Origin of the sequence: Saccharopolyspora sp. NPDC002686 (genome assembly GCF_040295745.1) — a bacterium.
GTDB classification, from domain to species: domain Bacteria; phylum Actinomycetota; class Actinomycetes; order Mycobacteriales; family Pseudonocardiaceae; genus Saccharopolyspora; species Saccharopolyspora oryzae.
Genome location: NZ_JBEOVY010000061.1, coordinates 1 through 20,787, shown reverse-complemented (window position 1 = coordinate 20,787; position 20,787 = coordinate 1). Strand labels below are relative to the sequence as shown.

Sequence of the window (20,787 nt, the reverse complement as noted above, 5' to 3'; positions counted from 1 at the left end):
GTCGATATTTCCTGGCCGATCGGCCGATCAACCTTCGGGCTGAATCAGTCGATCTCCTGATTCGCGGAACTGATCTTGTGGGCCATCCTGGCAACCGCACCCGGCGTGCGGGGCCACAATCCCCCTCCTCGCGCGCCGGGTGCTCACCTACCAGCGACTCCGGCGTAGACCAGCTCCAACTCGTCGTGCAGCCGGGCCGGCGGCACTTCGACAGCTCGGAGCTGGCGGGTCGTGGTGCGCATGGTGGACACCAGGCGCTGGGCCTGCTGGAGGTCGTGGGTGTTGTTGCGGACCGCCTTCTCGGTGGCCGCGTCGACCACCCGCTCCAGCACGCTGATCGTCGGCCACCAGCGTTCGGCCTGCGAAGCCGTGGCCGGGTTCATCAACTGCTGCTGGAGGGCACCGCGGAGGTCGGCCAGCTGGCGGTAGGTGCGACGGCGCAGCGCCGAACGACCGTGCTGAACTCCGGCCAGCGACTGGGAAACGTACTCCGCCACCGCCGCCACGGCGTCGGCGAACCTGGTCTCCAGGTCCGGTCCCCAGTGCAACGGCCGCAGCAGGAAACCGACGACCAGCACGATCGCGCACCCGACGAGGGTGTCGACGAGCCGGGCCACCGCGTGGAACTCCGCGATCTGGCTCATCTGCAACAGCACCAGGGCGGTCACGACCGCGCTGAACAGGCCGTAGTGGCGGTCGATCGAGACCGGCAGCTTGGCGGCCAGCACGACGATGAACGGCAACGACCACCAACCGGGAGGTACCAACGAGAGCAGCAGAAGGGCGACCAGAACTCCGGCAACGGTGCCGACCGCCCGCAGCACGGTGCGGGCGAAGACCGAACCGGAGTTCGGCTTGAGCACCAGCGCGGCGGTCAACGCGATCCAGTACGGGTGGTCCAGCCCGGCGAGGATTCCGATCCCTTCGGCCAACACCAGGCACAGCACCATTCGCAGCACCTGAGCCCAGGTGGAGCGGCCGAAGGTCAGGGGAACGCGCTCCTTCTCGCTCGCCACCGCGGAGTGCTTCGCGAGCCGGAACGCGTTGACCAGATCGGCGATGCCCCGGTCCAGCGCACGCGCCAACGGCGAACCACCGGTGGCCGGCCGGTACGGCGGCGGGACCTCGCCGGTGCGCATGCAGCGGGCCAGCGTGCGCAGCGCATCACGGGCGCGCGGCGACGGGCGTTCGCCCGCATGCACGAGGGAGACCGAGGCTTCGACGATAGGAGTGGCATGGGTGTAGACGAGGTAGAGGCGGTCTCGCACGCGGCTGCGGGACATCGAGCCGCCGCCGACCAGCACGTCGTGCGCGGTGTTCAGCGCCTTGGTCAGCTCTTGGCGCGCGGCCAGCGGCGCGTCGGCATCGAGCATGCGCAGCGTCGCGTCGAAGATCCCCGCGACCGCGCTGCGCGCCGGAGCGGTGCCGCGAACCGGCCAGGTCGCCGCGACCAGCGCGAACAACAGCAGCTCACCGGCGAAGAACCAGGCGATCTGCTCTCCCACCGGCAGGGTCGACGACTGCTCACCGGTGGCGACGATGCAGAACGTCAGCATGTGCGCGCCGCCGGAAGCCCACAGGTCGCCCATCCGACTGGACAAGACGGAAGGCACCGCTACCGCGAGCACGGCCGCGGCCGCCCACCACGGACCGGGCGCGGCGGCTCCGGCGGCGAACCCGAGCGCCCCCAGGACCGCGGCCAGCCCGACCCGGCGCAGCCGGTAACGGTACGAGCCGGTCAGGTCCGAGAAGCTCGCGCACAGCGCGCCGACCGAGGCGAGCACCGCTTCCTCCGTCCGGCCGGTCAACAGCCCGAACAGCTGCGGAACACCGATGCCCAGAGCAACCGCGCACACGCGCGTCCAGTCAGCGGGGATGGACCTCGGCCGCAACTGCCGCAGCAACCAGTCCGGCAACAGAGGTCGGGGCAACGCTCGGCTCATCAGCATGCGCATCCCTTCGGGACGAGGGTCATGCGCTCCACGCCGAGCGGCTGGGGTCTGCGCTCGATTGTCACGCGCCGAAGACCGGCGCACCCGCGATCGGCACCCGGATCACACCGCGGGCTCGATCACACCCGATCGAGGCAGATCCAGATCACACCGGAACTCCCCGATTCCGGGTAGGTCCGGACGCCCTTCGCCCCGGCGAGCGGCGGCTCGAACCGGAGTGCTGAAGTCCTATGTGGACGACCTGTTGACGGCGCTCAGGATCCTGGTCGCCATCGAGGTGATGATCAGCCAGAAGATGGCCGCCATGCCGTAGTTGAGGATCACCTCGAGCTTCGGGTCCGCCGGCATGAACAGGTCCTGGAAGCCCAGCGCCAGCAACTCCGCCCAGGACGCCACGAACTTGGTGATGCCGTTGTCCGGGTTGGCGTTGCCGACCGTCAGGACCACGTGCACCGCCAGCAGCGCGGCGCACGCCGTGCCGAACCACCGGACGACCGAGGTGAACACGCCGAGACCCCGGTGCCACGCGCGGCGCAGATCATCGCGCCGCACACCGCTCCGGTGCGCCCCGGTGCTCACGTCGTCAGCCACAGATCCAGTGTGGCACGCCGCAAGCCGATCAAGCGAAAACTCGCCCGAGCAATCCGCCCACCAGGACCCAGAAGCACGCGGCCAGCCCGTAGTCGAGCAGCACTTGCAGCGCCGGGGCGTCCACCGACAGCAACCCCGGGAAGAACAGCGCCAGCGGCTCGGCCGCCTGCGCCACGGACCCCGCGAGCGGCCCGTCGCTGGCGAAACCGGTCAAGAGGAACAGGAGGTGCAGAACGAGCATCGCGGCGAACAGGAAGCCCACCCCGTGGAACAGCACCGCCAGCCCGCCCTGGCGCTTCTTCGTCGCCATCAACCCGCTCCCTTCCCCGTGAGTCCGCTCTCACTCTGCCAGGTTCCACGCACCTCGCGGGCACCGGCGCTCTCAACATGTGGAAAGGGTGGTTGCGCATCGAGCCACATCTGGGTTTAGCCTGTGGCCGTGGCTCGCGTTCTCCTGCTTCGCCGCCGCGACGGGGTCTCCTAGACCGGCCCCTCGTCGCGGGGTTCGAACGCGCCGGTCGTCGGTCCAGATCCGGTAACCGTGCAGGAGAAGCACTCGCATGAGCAACATTTCCCCCGAACCTCAGGCTTCGTTCACCGACCGCGTGCGCAAGCCGTCGCGCCCCGCTCCCGCCGACCAGCAGCCGTGGAACCCGCAGCTGGGCAGCTCGATGCCGTACCACCGCTACCGCCCGTTCCACGAACTGGTCGAGAACGTATCCCTGCCCGACCGGACCTGGCCGGACAACCGGATCACCCGCGCCCCGCTGTGGTGCGCCGTCGACCTGCGCGATGGCAACCAGGCGCTGATCGACCCGATGTCGCCGGCCCGCAAGCGCCGCATGTTCGACCTGCTGGTGCAGATGGGCTTCAAGGAGATCGAGGTCGGGTTCCCGGCGGCCAGCCAGACCGACTTCGACTTCGTCCGGGAGATCATCGAGGACAACGCGATCCCCGAGGACGTGCGCATCCAGGTGCTGACCCAGTGCCGCCCGGAGCTGATCGAGCGCACCTTCCAGTCGCTGGAGGGCGCACCGGCCGCGATCGTGCACATCTACAACTCGACGTCGATCCTGCAGCGCCGCGTGGTGTTCCGGGAAGAGCGCGAGGGCATCAAGAAGATCGCCACCTCGGCCGCTGAGATGACCCTGGAGCTGGCCGGCAAGTACTCCGACACCGACTTCCGCTTCCAGTACTCGCCGGAGTCCTACACCGGCACCGAGCTGTCCTACGCCGCCGAGGTGTGCGACGCGGTCACCGAGATCTGGCAGCCCACCCCGGAGCGGCCGGTGATCCTGAACCTGCCCGCCACCGTCGAGATGGCCGGGCCGAACGTCTACGCCGACTCCATCGAGTGGATGCACCGCAACCTGGCGCGCCGCGACTCGGTGATCCTGTCGCTGCACCCGCACAACGACCGCGGCACCGGCATCGCCGCCGCCGAGCTGGGCTACCAGGCCGGGGCGGACCGCATCGAGGGCTGCCTGTTCGGCAACGGCGAGCGCACCGGCAACGTCGACCTGGTGGCGCTGGGCATGAACCTGTTCAGCCAGGGCATCGACCCGCAGATCGACTTCTCCGACATCGACTTCATCAAGCGCACCGTCGAGCACTGCAACCAGCTGCCGGTGCCCGAGCGGCACCCGTGGGGCGGCGAGCTGGTCTACACCGCCTTCTCCGGCAGCCACCAGGACGCCATCAACAAGGGCCTGGACGCGCTGCGCGACGAGGCGGGCAAGGCCGGCACGGCGGTGGACGACCACCCGTGGGAGGTGCCGTACCTGCCGATCGACCCGAAGGACGTGGGCCGCACCTACGAGGCGGTCATCCGGGTCAACTCGCAGTCCGGCAAGGGCGGCGTCGCCTACATCATGAAGACCGAGCACCAGCTGGAGCTGCCGCGCAAGCTGCAGATCGAGTTCTCCAAGGTGGTGCAGGCCCGCACCGACTCCGAGGGCGGCGAGGTCAGCCCGACCGAGATGTGGGACGCGTTCTCCGCGGAGTACCTGGAGGCCACCGCGCCGGTGAAGCTGGTGCGCCAGCGGGTCGCCGGGGAGAACGGCAACGAGACCATCACCGCGACCGTGGTCGTCGACGGCGAGGAGCAGGAGATCACCGGTACCGGCAACGGCCCGGTCTCCGCCTTCGTGGACGCGCTCAGCACCATCGGCCACGACGTGCGGGTCCTGGACTACAACGAGCACGCGCTGACCGCCGGTGACGACGCCCGAGCGGCGGCGTACCTGGAGTGCGCGGTGGGCGACCGGATCTTCTGGGGCGTCGGCGTCGACACCTCGACGATCACCGCGATGCTGCGCGCAGTCGTATCCGCGGTGAACCGCGCGAACCGCTGATCCAGCACTCGCCAGGAACGAGCGAACGGCCTGTTCACCTCAACTACTGAGGTGAACAGGCCGTTCGCTTTTATCCACAACCCTGTGGATAACTGTGCACAGCCTGTGGAGAACTCCGGAAGTCTGTGGATGCAGCCACGAGAACAGCCCTCGCCTCGCCGGTTATGTCCAAATTCGACACTTCCGCGCACCGGGACGTCCGGGCGGTTTCAGGCAGGACCACCTGCGGCGAAGGGCTGGGGATCAGGGGACCTTGGCGTCGGAATCGGCGGCGGGGTCGGCCTGGTTCTGCTCTTCGGCTTCGTCGGCCTTCTCCGCGCGGCGGCGGACGCTGCGCACGATCAGCCAGCCGAACACGACCGCGACCACCAGGGCGATCCAGGAGAACCGGTGGAACCACTGGCCGGCCACCAGGCCGAACACGTACGCCAGGGTCGTCACCGTGCCCGCCCAGGCGATGCCGCCGGTCGCGTTGGCGATCAAGAACTTCCGGTACTTCATGCCGAGGATGCCGGCCAACGGCCCGGCCAGGATGCGCAGCAGTGCGACGAACCGGCCGCCGAACACCGCCCAGGCGCCCCAGCGGTCGAACATCCGCTCGGCCTGGCGCACCGGTTTCGGCCCGAAGTGCTTGGGCAACTTGCGCCCCAACCAACCCAGCAGGCTCCGGCCGTAGCGCTTGCCGATCGCGTAACCGATCGAATCGCCGATGATCGCGCCGCTCGCGGCGATGACACCGAGCGCCACCGGGTTGACGACACCCTGCGAGGCGGCGACTCCCGCGCTCACCAGCATGATCTCGCCGGGCAGCGGGATCCCCACGCTCTCCAGGCCGATGATCAACCCGACGACGAGGTAGATCACCCCTGGCGGGATCGAGTCCAGCAGTTCGATCATGGAGGTCCGTTCTGATCGGGTTCCACGCGGCCGTCTACCGCGAACGGCCACCGGCCAGAGTACGTATCCGCGACCGGCCGCGTCGCCGGGAACCCGATTCGCTCCCACATCTTTGGCGCGGTCGCCCATCTGGTGTGACTGTTACCACATCGAACATTCGCGAGCGCTGCTCACGATGCCCACGGGGGAGGGCATTTTGCGCATCATCGGCATTCGCCACATACCCGTTGCCGTGCCGTTCCACAACGAGGAGCGGTGGCTTTCGGGACGGCAGGTTTCCCGCAGGCGCGGCCTGGTCAGCGTGCTGATCGAAATCGACACCGACGAAGGCATCACCGGCATCGGCGAGGCCCCGGCGCACCCGTCGGCGGCCATCGTGCTCGCCGAGCTGCGCGCGGCCGAGCGCTTCGCCATCGGCGAGGACCCGTTCCGCACCGAGCACATCGCGAAGCTCGGCGGCGCCTGGGGCGCGACCAGCACGGCGCTGGCGGCCATCGACATGGCCTGCTGGGACATCGTCGGCAAGGCCTGCGGCCAACCGCTGGTCAACCTCTTCGGCGGGGCGCTGCGCGAGGACGTCGAATACCTGCACCAGATCCCGACCGGCACGCCCGACTGGATGCGGGACCTGGCCGCGCAGGGCGCCGCAGCCGGGTCCGAGAGCTTCCACGTGCAGGTCGGCACCGACGACCTGGGCACCGACGTGGAGCGGATCGCCGCGGTCCGGGACGGCATCGGCGCCGGGCGGTCGATCCGGGTGGACGCCAACGAGGCCTGGTCGCCCGCCGCGGCCTTGCGCGCGTTGCGCGCGCTCGCGCCCTACGACATCGAGTTCGCCGAGCAACCCGTGCCGGCCCGCAACATCCCGGAGATGGCCCGCCTGCGCACCCACACCGGCACCCCGCTGCTCACCGACCAGGTGTGCCGGGCCCGGCAGCTGGAGGTGATCCGCCACGGCGCGGCCGATGCGATCTCGGTGGACAACGCGCTGGACGGCGGTCTGCTGAACATGAAGCGATCGGCGGGCATCTGCGAGGCGGCGGGCATCCCGACCGTCAAGCACAGCCTCGGCGAGCTCGGCGTGGCCACCTGCGCGGCGGCCCACCTGATCGCCGCGACCCCGGGCTTCGACCACGCGAACCAGTCCTACCGCGCCCTGCTCTCCGACGACGTGCTCGAAGGCGGCCTGCTCCCGCACTGCCGCGGCCGACTGCGCGTTCCGCGCAATCCGGGCATCGGGGTCGAACTGGACCGCGATCGGCTGGCCCGGTACGCGGAGCTGTACCAAGTCGCGGGCGACGAGTTCGAGTCGACGAGCTGAACGTGCGGGGAATGCCCGGATCTGCGGCCAGATCGGCGAATGCACTCGACCAAAGACGGTACTGCTCCTGCCGTCCGTTCGGCAGGATGCTGTTACGTCGCGGGAGACAAGAGCGACGCCCCTGGGGAACACAGGATCAGGGGGCAGGGCCGGCAGACGGGGGACACGTCGGGGAACCCGGCCCTCCCTCTCATCCTCTCCACACCCCAGCGGCGGATCCGCGCCCCGCGGGACCATCACCGTCCGCAGAGACCCGTGAGCACTTCGGGTCGTCATAGCGACCCAAAGTGCTCACGGCACCCGGGCGGAGCTATCGGCCGCGTTGATCGGTGCGGGTGAAGTCCGGCCTGCCCTGTTGTCCAGAACCACCCGATCGGTGTACCGAACTTGATGCGGGGTTTCGCACCAGGTTCAGTCAGGCAGCGGAAAGAAAGCTGTCCCGAGGTGAACATGTGGCCGATCGAAGACCCGTGCGAGCAGTTACGTTGGCGCATCCCGTGCCGACCGCCCGCCACCGAGAACGTGTCCGTCCTGGTGGTGGGTGATCGGATCGCTGTCGTGCTGCCACCTGGGGAGACGCTCGTGTTCACCGCGGATGAGGCGGACGGGCTCGCCACGCTGCTGGACAAGGCCGTCGGGTTCGCTGCCAGCGGCGGACCGGATCGATAGGAGGGTGCCGCGTGGGACTGATCGACACCGACCTCAGCTTCGATCCGCGCGACCCCTACTTCCCCGCCCCCGGCGCGACCGGCGTCGAGTGGGCCCTGCAGGTGTTCACCACCGTCAACGGCTACGGCCTGGACGCCGCCAACACCTGGCTCAGCGATGACCGCACCCACCTGCGCGCCGACCGGTACGCCTGGTTCGGCCAGCAGCTGACCGTGGACGCCGGGTCGGTCGACGTCGACGTCGTCAACGACGGCGGCGCGCTGCAGTGGTCCATCGCGGCGCGCCACGCGGAGCCGATCAAGGCCGTCAAGCTGGTGCTGCGCGGACTGCCGCCGGAGCAGCTGCGCGCTGGCTGGTGGGCGCCGAACACCGGGCGGAACTTCGCGCACGGCGTCAACGGCCAGCGCTTCCAGCTCGAGTACCCCGGTCCGGACTGGGCGACGCCGTGGGTGGCCGCGGGCACCGACCAGGCCGGGTTCGCGCTCAGCGTGCGGGATCCGCTGGTGCGGCGGCAGATCTTGCACGTCCAGCAGCCGCCCTACTCGCCGGGCCCGATCGTCGAGCTGGTGCACCTGCCGCTGGCCAGCGCCCGCTCGACGACCTACCGGGTGCCGCCGATCCGGCTCCGGCTCGGCACCGACGCGCAGACCGCGGACGCCGACCTGACCGCGCACATGTCCTTCGTGGAGGGCGCGCAGGGCCTGCAACCGTGGGAAACGCGACCGGACGTGCCGGAGTGGATGCGCCACATCGCGCTGGTGGTGACGCTGCACGGCCAGCACTGGACGGGGTACGTGTTCAACACGTTCCCGCGGATGGCCGAGGCGTTGCGCTTCATCGCGCAGCACATCGAACCGCACCGCGTGCTGGCCTACGTCCCCGGCTGGGAAGGCCGCTACTACTACGTCTACCCGCAGTACCGCCCCGGCGAAGACCTCGGCGGGGCGGAGGGTTTCGCCGCGTTCACCCGCACCGCGCGGCAGCTCGGCGTGCGGCTGATGCCGATGTTCGGCGGCCACGGCGCGAACGTCGTCCAGTACCCGCCGTGGGAGAAGTCGGTGCTGCGCAACGACACCGACCGCTACGTCGAGCTGCTCAACCGCCCGGACTGGGACAGCGACCGGGTCGGCGAGGGCGATCAGGTGTTCCTCAACCCCGGCGAACCGGAGTTCCGCGCGCACCTGGTGGACTCGATCTCGGCGACGGTGGACAACTTCGGCGTCGACGCCGCGTTCCTGGACACCCTCGGCTTCTGGTTCAACGAGCCGCGCCACGACGTGTTCGACGGCTACCGGCAGCTGGTCGGCGACCTGCGCAGCCGCCACCCGGAACTGCTGCTGGCGGTGGAGGGCTGGTGGGACGCGCTGTCCGGGCTCTTCCCCCTGAGCCAGCAGTGGTACGGAATGGACCGCGACCTGCGCAAACCCCGCGTGCTGACCCGCTACGCGCGCACCACCGGCCACCTCGCGGAAGGCACGCCCGGCCCGGGCAGCACGGGCGTGCACGAGAAGGGCTTCCTGCCCCGCCCGGCCGACGTCTTCCACGAGGGCCACATCCCGGTGGTCGGCATCGCGGACACGACGCTGCCGAACCAGGCGGAGGAAGTCGCCGCGATCTGCCGCTGGGCCGCCGAGCACGGCCCCCGCTAGCCGCGTCGCGCGACCTCCGGTTCGGCGCGGTCCGCTCGCGGCACGGGAACGGCCCGCCAGCACGCCGCCACGAGGAGGAAGGCACTGGCCACCAGGGTGAATCGCGCCGACCCCAGCATGGTGATCGCCGTGCCGCCGAGAACACCGGCGAGGCTGATGCCGACGTAGCCGGCGGCGGCGTTGAACGAGATCAGCACGGCGGCGTGGTCCGGTTCGGCGGCGACCAGCTGGTGCTGCTGCGGCGTCAGGATCGACCAGGAGAGGTACCCCGCGGCCAGCAGAGCAGCCACCAGGACCAGCGGAGACTCGCGGCCGAGGACTGCGGCGGCGTCGACGACGGCCAGCGCCGCAGTCACGACGACGACCATCCACCGCGGGGACACCCGGTCGGTGAGCGGCCCGGAAGCGAGCACCCCGATCACCGAGGTGAGGCCGAACAGCAGCAGCACCGTGCTGATCCCGCCCGGCAGCGCCGCCACCAGCGGCGCGTACGACTGGCTCAGGTAGGTGTAGGGGATGAAGACGCCGACGAAGGCGATGACCGAGATCCCCAGGGTCGTCAGGATCTGCGGCGACCGGAGCACCGGTAGCTGATCGGCGAATCGCTGCGCCGGGGCAGGCGGAACCGGATGCAGCAGCAGCACACCCGGCAGCATCGCCAGGCCGAGGACGGCGATGACGGCGAGCGTGACCCTCCAGCTCGCCGCGGACGCGATCGCGGCGCCGACCAGTGCGCCGAGGACGAGCGCGCCGGCAACACCGGTGGTGACCCACGCCAGGGCGGTCCCCCGCCGCTCCGGACCGGCGAGGCGGACCGCCATCGCCCCTGCTGCCGGGGTGAACATGGCGGCCCCCGCAGCTGCGACGACGCGCCCCGCCAACAGCACGGGCATGGACCCGGCGACGGCGGTGAGCGCATTGCCCAGCACGAAGAGGACCAGCCCGGACACCAGCGTCCTGCGCTGCCCGTGCCGCGCCATGACCACGCCCCAGATCGGCGCGAGCACGGCGTAGGCGATCGCGAACACCGTCACGGACTGCCCGGCACCGGCGACGGACGTCTGCAGCGACGACGCCATCTCCGGGAGCAGGCCCGCGACGGAATGCGCGTCGGTTCCGACGATGAACGTGCCGAAGCTCAGCAGCAGGACCGACCTCGGTATCGACCTTGTGACCATGGTCGAATATTACGATGCCCATCGTAGTATTTGAAAGAGGTCGTAGAATGCGTGCGTGGATGAGCAGATGGGGATGCTGCCGCAGCCGGACCTGGCCGCGATCGACGTCGACACCGTGCTGGGCGCGCTGGCCGACCCGGTTCGGCTGAGCATCGTGCGGGAACTCGACCGGGTCGGCGAGTCCACCTGCTCCGCCCTCGACGTGCCGGTGAACGCCTCGACCGTTTCCCACCACCTGCACGCACTCCGCGAAGCGGGCGTGGTCACGACTCGAATCGCCGGCAGGACCCGCCCCAGCCGACTCCGCACCGACGACCTCGACGCCCGGTTCCCGGGGCTCCTCAACGCCATCCTCAGGGCCGAACCCGCCAGCAAGTAGCGCGTTGGCAACTGGATCCGGCCTGATCAGCGGCCGTGAGCACTTCTTGGGGTCATGGCACCAGAAAGTGCTCACGGGGAGGGCGCAACCGCAGGCGGACGGCCACTTCGGCGACCTGGGAGCGCATTGACCTGATCATTCGGCGATGCTGCTCGCTTCGGCGATCAGCGCGTCGAGGACGACCTGGACCGCCGGGCGTTCCGTGGCACCCCGCCGGGAGACGACCTCGATGTTGCGGCCGGCGCGGACTCCGCTCAGCGGCCTCAGCGCCACAGTGCTGAGGTTCGCGGAGTAGCGCGGCAGCAGCGCGACGCCGTGCCCGTCGGCGACCAGGACCTCCGTGACGCGGAAGTCGTTGATCCGCTGCACGACCTTCGGCCGCACGCCGGTGCGGACGGCCAGCGAGCGCAGCACGTCGTCCACCGGGAACCCGAGGTCGACGCTCAGCCACGGCTCCCCGACCAGCTCCGACGGCTCGACGCGCTCCTTGCCGGCCAGCGGGTGCCCGACCGGGAGCGCGACGTCGAGCGGTTCGCGCAGCAGCGGCGTGATGGCCATGCGCTCGCCGTCGAACGGCGGGGCCTGGTCGTCCCGGTGCGTCACCACCAGGTCGAAATCCGCGGTCAGGCCGGGGACTTCCGGCGGCGTCATGTCGACGTCCCGGCACTCCAAGCGGACCTTGGGGTGCTCGCCCATCCGCCGCAGCAAGCCGGGGAGCAGCAGGAACGCGCCGGACGGGAAGATCGCCACTCGGACGACACCGCGCGGCGTGGACCGGTAGCTGTCCAGCTCGGCCTCGGCTCGGTCGACCGCGGCGAGCACCTCGTCGGCCCGCGCGGCCAGCGCCCAGCCGGCGTCGGTGAGCCGCAAACCGCGCCCGGCGGGCTCGGTCAACTGCACGCCGACCTCGGCCTGCAGCGCCCGGATCTGCTGCGACACCGCCGACGGGGTGTAGGAGAGGGCCTTGGCGACGGCGGTGACGGTCCCCCGGTCCGCCAGCTCGCGGAGGAGCCGCAGCCTGCGAACGTCCATGTCAGGAGCCTAGGCGTTTCGGGATCCGGACGTCCATGAAGGACTCTTGCACGCTCTGTGCAGATAGTGTCGCTTGTTCTTCATAGTTGCACGGCGCAGGCTAGGTCGTGTGAATTCCCGGGATCGTTCGCTGGCCTTGCTGGTCGCCCTGCTGTGGGGCCTCAACTTCATCGCACTCGACTTCGGGCTCGGACAGTTCCCGCCGTTCTTCTTCGCCGGGCTGCGGTTCGCCGTGCTGCTGCCCCTGCTGCTGTTCATCCCGAAGCCGGACGTGCCGTGGAAGTGGCTGATCGGCTACGGCTTGTTCTTCGGGACGCTGCAGTTCGCGTTCCTGTTCGTGGCGATGAACATCGGGATGCCGACCGGACTCGCCTCGCTGGTGCAGCAGGCGTCCGCGCCGTTCACGGTGGTGCTCGGAGCACTGCTGCTGCGGGAGAAGCTGAGCCCGGTGCAGGTCATCGGCATCCTCACCGCCGTGCTCGGGATGGCGGTGATCGGCTGGCACCGCGCGCAGAGCGCCGCGCTCCTGCCGATGCTGGTCACGTTGTGCGGCGCGTTCTCGTGGGCGCTGGGCAACCTGTGCGGGCGCAAGGCGAATCCGCAGAACCCGCTGCACCTGACGCTGTGGATCTCGATCGTGCCGCCGCTGCCGATGTTCGCGCTGTCCGCGGCCGTCGAGGGGCCGACGGCCGGGTGGCACGCGCTGGCGACGGCGTTCGACTCGACCACCGGCCTGTACGCGCTCTGCGGTCTCGCCTACACCTCGCTGCTGGCGACGATCATCGGATCCGGCCTGTGGACGACCTTGATGGGCCGCTACCCGGCGAGCAGGGTCGCACCGTTCTCGCTGCTGGTGCCGGTCGTCGGCTTCACCGCGGCGTGGCTGATCCTCGACGAGCACCCGCACCCGCTGGAGCTCGCGGCCGGCGCGGTGGTGGTCGTCGGCGTCTTCCTCGGCAGCCTGAACCTCACCGCCCGCCGCCGGGCACCCGCGCTCACCCCGGAGGTCGAGCAGGCCGCCTGACGCCCGGTGCTACTGGCGGCGGGAGGTGTTGCGCTCGAAGTCCGGGTTGCACACGTGGAGTCCGTTGCCCTCCGGGCAGTCGTAGGACACCAGGGTCCGGCCGGACTCGGACACCAGCCGGTCCGCCGTGCCCTCCGCCAGGATCGCCCGGTGCTCGCACGCCGTGCACCGCTGCGCGCTGCTGTACCTCACTCGCTACCTCCGTTCGCGGCTCCGATGATCCTATGTGGACTCCCCGACCCGGCGCACGGAACGCGAAACGTGAAATACAGTTTCAATTGAAACTGCAGATCCCACCCACGGCGGATCGCAGTTTCAATTGAAACTGTGGTTCTGTACCAGGCACCGGGCCCGGGGGCTTCGCCGGATCAGGTGAGGCCCTTGTCGCCGAAGTCCGTCGGGTCGACCGCTTCGGCGATCACCTCGTGCGGCTTCAGGCTGCCGTTCTGGATCTCCTCGGCGAAGTGGCAGGCCACCCGGTGGCCGGGGCGGAGCTCGCGCAGCACCGGGCGCTCGGTGTCGCAGCGGTCCGGCTGGCGCCACGGGCAGCGGGTGTGGAAGCGGCAGCCCGTCGGCGGGTTGGCCGGGGACGGCAGGTCGCCGGACAGCAGGATCTGCTCGCGCTCGTCCTCCACCGCCGGGTCCGGCACCGGCACCGCCGACAGCAGCGCCTTCGAGTACGGGTGCAGCGGTTCTGCGTAGAGGTCGTCCGATGTGGACTCCTCGACGATGCCGCCCAGGTACATCACCCCGACCCGGTCGGCGATGTGCCGCACCACCGCGAGGTCGTGCGCGATCACCAGGTAGGTCAGGCCGAACTCCTCCTGCAGGTCCTCCAGCAGGTTCACCACCTGCGCCTGCACCGAGACGTCCAGCGCCGACACCGGTTCGTCGGCCACCAGCAGCTCCGGGCCCACCGACAGCGCGCGGGCGATCCCGATGCGCTGCCGCTGGCCGCCGGAGAACTCGTGCGGGTACTTGCGCAGCGAGGTCGACGGCAGCCCCACCGCGGACAGCAGTTCCCGCAGCCGCTTGTCGGTGGCCTCGCGGCCGGTGTCCATGCCGTGCGCGCGCATGCCCTCGACCAGCAGCGACTGCACCGACTGCCGGGGGTCGAGGGAGGACAGCGGGTCCTGGAAGACCATCTGCATCCGGCGGCGCATCCGGCGCAGCCGGTCGCCCTTCATGCCGGACAGGTCGACGCCGTCGAACACCACCTTGCCGCCGGTCGGCTTCTCCAGCCGCAGCACCGCGCGCCCCAGCGTCGACTTGCCGCAGCCGGATTCCCCGACCAGGCCGTAGGTCTCGCCGCGTTCGATGCGCAGCGACACCCCGTCCACGGCGTAGACGTGCCCGACCGTGCGGTCCAGCACCACGCCGCGCTTGATCGGGAAGTGCACCTTGACGTCCTCGACGTCGATCAGCACGTCCCCGCCGGACTTCGGCTTCTCCGGCGCTTCCGTCATGACGCCTCCGTGGTGTTCAGCTCCGCACCCGACGCGATTTCAATGGAAATCGGATGTCCGATTTCCATTGAATTTGCGTTGAGTTGTCCACAGGCACCGGCGCGTCGGGCACCGACACGCCGGTGATCCGCAAGTTCCATTGAAATTGAAGGTGCGATTTCCATTGAATTTGCGTCGAGTGCGGCCTGCGACCGCGAAACCCTCGTTGGGATCACGGAGCCTCCACCGGGGTTTGCGCCTCGCGCATCGGGTTGTGGCAGCGCAGCAGGCGGGCACCGACGTCGATGCTCACGTCCGGGGTTTGCTGGTCGCAGACGTCCAGCGCGTTCGGGCAGCGCGGGCAGAACGCGCACCCCGCGTCCCACGGGATGTTGTCGCTGACCGAGCCCTTGATCGGCGACAGCCGCTGGCCGCGCGGCGCGTCCAGGCGCGGGATCGAGGCGAGCAACCCCGAGGTGTACGGGTGCCGCGGACGGGCGAACAGCTCGTGCCGCTCGGCGCGCTCCACGACCCGGCCCGCGTAGAGCACGTTCACCTCGTCGCAGAGCCCGGCGACCACGCCCAGGTCGTGCGTGATCATGATCAGCGCGGTGTCGGTCTCGGCGACCAGGTCCGACAGCAGCCGCAGGATCTGCGCCTGGATCGTCACGTCCAGCGCGGTGGTCGGCTCGTCGGCGATCAACAGCCGCGGCTTGCACGCCAGCGCCATCGCGATCAGCGCGCGCTGCCGCATACCGCCGGAGAGCTGGTGCGGGTATTCCTTGAGCCGTCGCCGCGGGTCCGGGATGCCCACCCGGCGCAGCAGGTCCTCGGCCTCCGGCATCGCCTCCTTGCGCGGCAGGCCGCGGTGCCGCTCGATGACCTCCGAGACCTGCAACCCGATGGACACCACCGGGTTCAGCGAGGTCAGCGGGTCCTGGAACACCATGCCCAGGTCGCTGCCGCGGCGCTGTTCGAGCTCCCGCGCGGACAGCGACAGCAGATCGGTGCCGTCGAAGCGCACCGAACCGGAGACCTCCGCGCCGCTCGTCGGCAGCAGGCCCATGATCGCCAGCGAGGTGACCGACTTCCCGCACCCGGACTCGCCGACCAGGCCGACGGTGCGGCCGGGTTCGACGTCGAAGGAGATGCCGTCCACCGCGGTCACCGGCGGCTCGCCCTTGCGGGCGAAGACGACCGAAAGGTCGCGGACTTCCAGCAGTGCCATGTGTTTCCTCCGTCAACGCCGGCGCTTCGGGTCCAGCGCGTCCCGGAGGGACTCGCCGACCAGGGTGAAGCCGAGGGCGACCAGGACGATGCAGCTCGCCGGCCAGAACGCCAGCTGCGGGTGGGAGTCGATGATGTTCTGCGCGCCGCCGAGCATCTGGCCCCACTCCGGGACCGAGTCGTCGGCGGCGCCGAGGCCCAGGAAGGACAGCGCGGCCGCGTCGATGATCGCCACCGCGAGCACCAGCGTGGCCTGCACGATCACCGGTCCGAGCGCGTTCGGCAGCATGTGCCGGAACACGATCGAACTCTCCTTCACGCCCAGCGCCCGCGCCGCCAGCACGTGATCGCTGGCGCGTTGCGCGAGCATCGTGCCGCGCAGCAGCCGGCCGAAGATCGGCACCTGCACGATCGCGACGGCCAGGATCACCGTGAACTGGCTCTGCTGCGCGAACAACGCGCCGATCGACACCGCCAGCAGCAGCGACGGCACCGACAGCATCACGTCCACGGCCCGCATGACCACCGAGTCCACCCAGCCGCCGAACGCGCCGGCCAGGATGCCCAGCACCAGACCGCCGCCGAGACCGATCACGGTGGCCAGCACCGCGACCAGCAGCGTCTGCTGGGAACCCAGCAGCAGTCGGGAGAACAGGTCGCGACCGTACTGGTCGCCGCCGAGCGGGAAGCCTTCCTGCGGCGGCGGGATCGAGTTGTCCGCGCGGGAGACCTGGTCCACCAGCAGCCGTTGCGCCGGATCGTGCGGGGCGAGCAGCGGCGCCAGCAGCGCCAGCAGCACGAACACCGCGATGATCACCGCACCGACCACGAACACCGGGTTGCGCTTGAGCCGCCGCCACGCCGACGCGGCCAGGCTCACCCCGGCATCCGTCGACGCCTCCGCCAGCGCGTCGATGCGTTCCTTGCGCTGCGATTTCAGAGCCATGACCTCACCGTGTCCGCAGTCGTGGGTCGATCAACGCGTACGAGAGGTCCACCAGCAGGTTGACCAGCACGTACATCATCGCCGAAGCCAGGATCACCACTTGGAGCACCGGGAAGTCCTTGCGCTCGAAGCCCAGGGCGACCGCCTGCCCGATGCCGGCGATGTTGAACACCCGCTCGGTCAGCACCGCACCGGCCAGCAGCGCACCGGTCTGCAGGCCGATCGTGGTGACCACCGGCAGCATCGCGTTGTGCAGGATGTGCCTGCGGCGGATGACCATCGAGCCCAAGCCCTTGGCCCGCGCGGTGCGCACGTAGTCCTCGTCCATCACGTCGAGCACCGCCGCCCTGGTGATCCGGAAGATCACCGCGAACGGGATGGTGGACAGCGCGATGGCCGGCAGGATCAAGTGCACGAACGAGTCCAGCGCCGCGTCCCACTCGCGGGTCAGCAACCCGTCGAGGATGTAGAACCCGGTGACCCGCGTGGCGTCGAGCGCGGAGTCCTGCCTGCCGGACGCGGGCAGCACGCCCAGCTGGATGGCGAACACGAACTTCAGCAGGAACGCCAGGAAGAACACCGGCACCGCGACGCCCACCAGCGACCAGGTGATGCTGATGTTGTCCAGCCAGCTGCCGCGCTTCCGGGCCGCCAGGTACCCCATCGGGATGCCGATCGCGACCGCCAGCAGCAGCGCCAGGATCGACAGCTCCAGCGTCGCCGGGATGCGGGTCAGGAACACGTCCAGCGCGGTTGCGCCGCGCTGGACACCGGTCGAAGTGCCGAAGTCGCCGGTGACGGCGCGTTCCAGGAAGCGCCAGTACTGCACGAAGATCGGCTGGTCCAGACCGAGCTGGGCTTCGAGCTGGGCCCGCGCCTCCGGTGTGGCGCGGTCACCCAGCAGCGCCGACACCGGTCCGCCGGGCAGCGACCGCAGCCAGGCGAACAACAACATCGACAGGACGAAGACGACCAGCACGAGCTGTGCCAGTCGCCGGATCGTGTAGCGGAGCACGCAAACCCCCGTTGCTCAGTTCGGCAGCGAGCGGACAGGTGCGCGCGGGACCGGCACCTGGCCGATCCCGCGCGCGACTGTCAACTCACTTCCCCGAGACGCTCACCGAGGCGAACTCTTCAGCGGTCAGGGGCGAGGGCTGGAGACCCTTCACGTTGGCGTTCGTGACGATCGCCGGCGGCGAGTGCGACAGCGGAACGGCCGGCAGGTACTCCGACATCAGCTTGCGGTTGATGTCCTGGTACATCGTGTTGCGCTTGGCCTCGTCCGGTTCGCTGTCGGCGGCCTTCAGCTTGTCCGCCAGCTCCTGGCCCCACGGCGCGCCCGCGGTGTAGAAGCGGTTGGTGGGGGTGCCGAAGAAGGTGCCGATGAAGTTGTCCGGCGTGTTGTAGTCACCGGTCCAGCCGAGCAGGAAGATGTCCGCCTTGGCGTTGTCGACGTCGTCGATGTAGCCGCCGTTCCACGGCTTGCTCACCGGGTTCACGGTGATGCCGGCCCCGCGCAGGTCTTCGGCGAGCGCGTTGTAGATGCCCTGCGGGTCCGGCATGTACGGCCGGGTCACCTCGGTGGGCCAGTAGAAGTTCACCGTCAGGTTCGACGCGCCCGCCTCGGCCAGCAGCTGCTTGGCCTTGGCCGGGTCGTGCGGGTACTGCTGCACGTCCTGCGCGTAACCGTCCACGGTGTCCGGGTAGAACTCCTTGGCGACCGTGGCGCCTTCCGGCATGTTCGCCTTGACCAGGGTCTCGCGGTCGACCGCGTAGGCCAGCGCCTGGCGGACCTTCAGGTCCTTCAGCGCCGGGTTGTTCTTCTGGGTGATGCCCAGGTACATGATGTTGAACGGGTCGCGGACCTGGACGTTGTGGCCGGCGTCCTTCAGGGCCTTGAGGTCGGCGGCGTTCGGGTAGTCGTAGCCGTCGATGGCACCCGACTCCAGCTCCTGCTTGCGCACCGTCTCGTCCGGGATGATCCGGAAGATCAGCTCGCTGACCTTGGCCTTCTCGCCCCAGTAGTCGTCGTTGCGGGCGAGCTTGATGGTGCCGTTGCCCTCGTCGTAGGAGACGAACTTGAACGGCCCGGTGCCGGTCGGGTGCTTCAGCGCGTACTCCGGGTACACGAAGCTGTCGCCCTGCGCCTGCACGTTGTTGGCCTTGTACTGCTCCATCGCCGTCGGCGACTGCATGCTGAACGACGGCAACCCGAGGATGTCCGGGAACTTCGAGCTCGCGCGGGTCAGGTTCACCACGGCGGTCGTCGGGTCCGGGGACTCGCAGCCCTGGTACAGCGACGGTTCCTTGCCGTCGGCGAACCCGCCGAAGTTCTCGATCCAGTAGTAGGACAGCGCGTTGTTCTGCCCGGCACCGGTCTGCTCGAACATCCGCTTGAAGTTCTTGCACACCGCTTCGGCGTTGAAGTCGGTGCCGTCGTGGAACTTCACGCCGGTGCGCAGCTTGAACGTCCAGGTCTTGCCGTCCGGGCTGTGCTCCCAGGACTCCGCGAGCTCCGGCTCGACGTCGGCCGACCCCGGCTTGAACCCGACGAGTCCCTCGGTCAGCTGCCGGGTGACGCGGAAGGTCTCGCCGTCGGAGGCGTAGAAGGGGTCGAACCCGTCGGGGGCACCGGCGGCGCCGAAGGTGAACGTACCGCCTTCACCTCCGCCCGCTTCGCGCTGCGATTGCGCGCACGAGGCCAGCGATGCTGCGGCGACGAGGGCGACACCGACGGTGGCAACACGACGCCGCGTGGTGTGCGTGCGGCGTGGTGCCGATGGAGCTCTACTCATGGAAGCACCTCAGTGTGTCTCAGGTCTCAGAGCCCCGAGAGATTAACCCGCATCACGCTTTCGATGGAGACACCGAGGTTACGATCTGACTACTTAGGGTGACCTAATGAGGTAGCTCACACGAGGCCCCTCCCCGCCCGGACCAGCCACTTCTCTCACTTGCCGATGGAGCAAACCCTGCCGGAAGTTCCGGCAAATACGGGAAAAACTGCTAATCGCGGAAACCCGAACGGTCAATCCTCCACCCGCTCGGCGGACTCAGCTCTCAGCGTTCCGTCACCCGTCGTCACCCGGAGTGGTGTTGATCTCGAACGAAGGCGACCGTCGCCCGGGTGAACGTCGATGTCGTGCGAAATCGGCGACCACCCTGCACGACCAGGGCTTTTCAACGAAGAAGATCCCCGACTCCGCGTAGTTGCCCTACGCGGGGTCGGGGATCTCGTGGGCTGAGGGCCTCAGAGGGCTCGGCGGCCGGAGAGGGCTCGGCCGAGGGTGAGCTCGTCGGCGAACTCCAGGTCGCCGCCCATCGGGAGACCGGAGGCCAGGCGGGTGACCGTCAGACCCGGGAAGTCCCGCAGCATCCGGACCAGGTAGGTCGCGGTCGCTTCGCCCTCGGTGTTCGGGTCGGTCGCGATGATCACTTCCGCGATCTCGTCCTTGCCGATGCGGGCCAGCAGCTCGCGAACCCGCAGCTGGTCCGGGCCGATCCCGGACAACGGGTCCAGCGCACCGCCGAGCACGTGGTAACGCCCCTTGAACTCGCGGGTGCGCTCGACGGCCAGGACGTCCTTGGGCTCCTCGACGACGCACACCAGCGTCGGATCGCGGCGGGCGTCCCGGCAGATGCGACAGGTCGTCTCCTCCGAGACGTTGCCGCAGACGTCGCAGAACACCACGCCTTCCTTGACCTTCTGCAGGACCTCCTGCAGCCGGGTCACGTCCGCGGGCTCGGCCGCGAGCAGGTGGAAGGCGATGCGCTGCGCGCTCTTAGGACCGATGCCGGGCAACCGCCCCAACTCATCGATCAAATCCTGAACGGGACCTTCGTACACTTCTAGCTCGTTTCCAAGGCCTGCACAGTTTCAATTGAAACTGCGATCACGACTGGGGTGAGGTGCACAGTTTCAATGAGCCTTTTCCATCTTGTCCGGACTTCGACCGCGAAGCACGTCCGGCACCGGGCGGTGAGGGTCGCATGCGCCGCAGGCGCATAGCCCACCCTCGCAGCTCGCACCGCCGCGGGTTCTCAGCGTTCGCCTGGCGAGGACGGCCCGACTGCCGTGTATTGGCATACATCAAGTCGGGCACCCGGAGTCCAGGCGGGCGCT

Annotated in this window: 19 protein-coding genes; 6 read left to right on the top strand and 13 right to left on the bottom strand. The window is 69.4% G+C overall.

Translation table 11 applies throughout. The features are described from left to right. Positions 1-143: 143 nt before the first annotated feature. The 3 genes from ABTZ89_RS10990 to ABTZ89_RS10980 all read right to left on the bottom strand — a co-directional run bounded on the left by ABTZ89_RS10990 (position 144) and on the right by ABTZ89_RS10980 (position 2,853). A complete protein-coding gene (locus ABTZ89_RS10990; protein WP_351042879.1) occupies positions 144-1,931 on the bottom strand; it encodes an FUSC family protein in 1,788 nt (595 codons plus the stop codon). A 249-nt stretch (positions 1,932-2,180) separates the two neighbouring features. Further along, positions 2,181-2,543 (bottom strand): hypothetical protein, encoded by a 363-nt coding sequence (locus ABTZ89_RS10985; RefSeq protein ID WP_351042877.1) that lies wholly within the window; start codon positions 2,541-2,543, stop codon positions 2,181-2,183. A 28-nt stretch (positions 2,544-2,571) separates the two neighbouring features. After that, positions 2,572-2,853: a hypothetical protein gene (locus tag ABTZ89_RS10980; protein WP_351042875.1), complete on the bottom strand. Its 282-nt coding sequence runs from the start codon at positions 2,851-2,853 to the stop codon at positions 2,572-2,574. Between the two features lie 250 nt (positions 2,854-3,103). On the opposite strand from ABTZ89_RS10980, the gene leuA reads away from it, so the two are divergent. Next, positions 3,104-4,897 (top strand): 2-isopropylmalate synthase, encoded by a 1,794-nt coding sequence (gene leuA / locus ABTZ89_RS10975; protein ID WP_270947491.1) that lies wholly within the window; start codon positions 3,104-3,106, stop codon positions 4,895-4,897. A 243-nt stretch (positions 4,898-5,140) separates the two neighbouring features. Here leuA and ABTZ89_RS10970 read toward each other — a convergent pair whose 3' ends face one another. Then, positions 5,141-5,794 carry a DedA family protein gene (locus ABTZ89_RS10970; protein ID WP_270947492.1) on the bottom strand — a complete coding sequence of 218 codons (654 nt, stop codon included), beginning with the start codon at positions 5,792-5,794 and terminating at the stop codon, positions 5,141-5,143. A 175-nt stretch (positions 5,795-5,969) separates the two neighbouring features. Between ABTZ89_RS10970 and ABTZ89_RS10965 the strand changes: the two genes are divergently transcribed. The 3 genes from ABTZ89_RS10965 (at position 5,970) to ABTZ89_RS10955 (ending at position 9,433) form a co-directional block, all read left to right on the top strand. After that, complete coding sequence (locus ABTZ89_RS10965; RefSeq protein ID WP_351042870.1) at positions 5,970-7,115, top strand: mandelate racemase/muconate lactonizing enzyme family protein; 1,146 nt, start codon at positions 5,970-5,972, stop codon at positions 7,113-7,115. Positions 7,116-7,565: 450 nt separating this feature from the next. Beyond that, positions 7,566-7,784, top strand: coding sequence for a hypothetical protein (locus tag ABTZ89_RS10960; RefSeq protein ID WP_270947494.1), 219 nt, complete (start codon positions 7,566-7,568; stop codon positions 7,782-7,784). Positions 7,785-7,795: 11 nt separating this feature from the next. Then, positions 7,796-9,433: an alpha-amylase family protein gene (locus tag ABTZ89_RS10955; protein ID WP_270947495.1), complete on the top strand. Its 1,638-nt coding sequence runs from the start codon at positions 7,796-7,798 to the stop codon at positions 9,431-9,433. Here ABTZ89_RS10955 and ABTZ89_RS10950 read toward each other — a convergent pair. Further along, complete coding sequence (locus ABTZ89_RS10950; RefSeq protein WP_351042867.1) at positions 9,430-10,611, bottom strand: MFS transporter; 1,182 nt, start codon at positions 10,609-10,611, stop codon at positions 9,430-9,432. The genes ABTZ89_RS10955 and ABTZ89_RS10950 overlap by 4 nt on opposite strands. Before the next feature lie 55 nt (positions 10,612-10,666). Between ABTZ89_RS10950 and ABTZ89_RS10945 the strand changes: the two genes are divergently transcribed. Further along, complete coding sequence (locus ABTZ89_RS10945) at positions 10,667-10,990, top strand: ArsR/SmtB family transcription factor (RefSeq protein WP_270947497.1); 324 nt, start codon at positions 10,667-10,669, stop codon at positions 10,988-10,990. A 135-nt stretch (positions 10,991-11,125) separates the two neighbouring features. On the opposite strand, the gene ABTZ89_RS10940 is transcribed toward ABTZ89_RS10945, so the two are convergent. Beyond that, a complete protein-coding gene (locus ABTZ89_RS10940; protein WP_351042864.1) occupies positions 11,126-12,022 on the bottom strand; it encodes a LysR family transcriptional regulator in 897 nt (298 codons plus the stop codon). A gap of 109 nt (positions 12,023-12,131) precedes the next feature. On the opposite strand from ABTZ89_RS10940, the gene ABTZ89_RS10935 reads away from it, so the two are divergent. After that, positions 12,132-13,046: an EamA family transporter gene (locus ABTZ89_RS10935; protein WP_351042861.1), complete on the top strand. Its 915-nt coding sequence runs from the start codon at positions 12,132-12,134 to the stop codon at positions 13,044-13,046. Positions 13,047-13,055: 9 nt separating this feature from the next. Here ABTZ89_RS10935 and ABTZ89_RS10930 read toward each other — a convergent pair whose 3' ends face one another. The 7 genes from ABTZ89_RS10930 to recR form a co-directional block, all read right to left on the bottom strand. Next, positions 13,056-13,238 (bottom strand): hypothetical protein, encoded by a 183-nt coding sequence (locus ABTZ89_RS10930; protein WP_270947500.1) that lies wholly within the window; start codon positions 13,236-13,238, stop codon positions 13,056-13,058. A gap of 176 nt (positions 13,239-13,414) precedes the next feature. Then, entirely contained in the window at positions 13,415-14,512 is a 1,098-nt protein-coding gene (locus ABTZ89_RS10925) for an ABC transporter ATP-binding protein (RefSeq protein WP_270947501.1), read from the bottom strand. A gap of 211 nt (positions 14,513-14,723) precedes the next feature. Further along, the gene (locus tag ABTZ89_RS10920) at positions 14,724-15,719 is read right to left on the bottom strand and encodes an ABC transporter ATP-binding protein (RefSeq protein WP_270947502.1); all 996 of its coding nucleotides are present in this window, start codon (positions 15,717-15,719) and stop codon (positions 14,724-14,726) included. A gap of 12 nt (positions 15,720-15,731) precedes the next feature. Next, the gene (locus ABTZ89_RS10915; RefSeq protein ID WP_270947503.1) at positions 15,732-16,664 is read right to left on the bottom strand and encodes an ABC transporter permease; all 933 of its coding nucleotides are present in this window, start codon (positions 16,662-16,664) and stop codon (positions 15,732-15,734) included. Between the two features lie 4 nt (positions 16,665-16,668). Further along, positions 16,669-17,679: an ABC transporter permease gene (locus tag ABTZ89_RS10910; RefSeq protein WP_270947504.1), complete on the bottom strand. Its 1,011-nt coding sequence runs from the start codon at positions 17,677-17,679 to the stop codon at positions 16,669-16,671. Between the two features lie 85 nt (positions 17,680-17,764). Then, complete coding sequence (locus ABTZ89_RS10905) at positions 17,765-19,459, bottom strand: ABC transporter substrate-binding protein (RefSeq protein WP_351042855.1); 1,695 nt, start codon at positions 19,457-19,459, stop codon at positions 17,765-17,767. Between the two features lie 455 nt (positions 19,460-19,914). Beyond that, positions 19,915-20,511: a recombination mediator RecR gene (gene recR / locus ABTZ89_RS10900; RefSeq protein WP_270947506.1), complete on the bottom strand. Its 597-nt coding sequence runs from the start codon at positions 20,509-20,511 to the stop codon at positions 19,915-19,917. Positions 20,512-20,787: the final 276 nt, after the last annotated feature.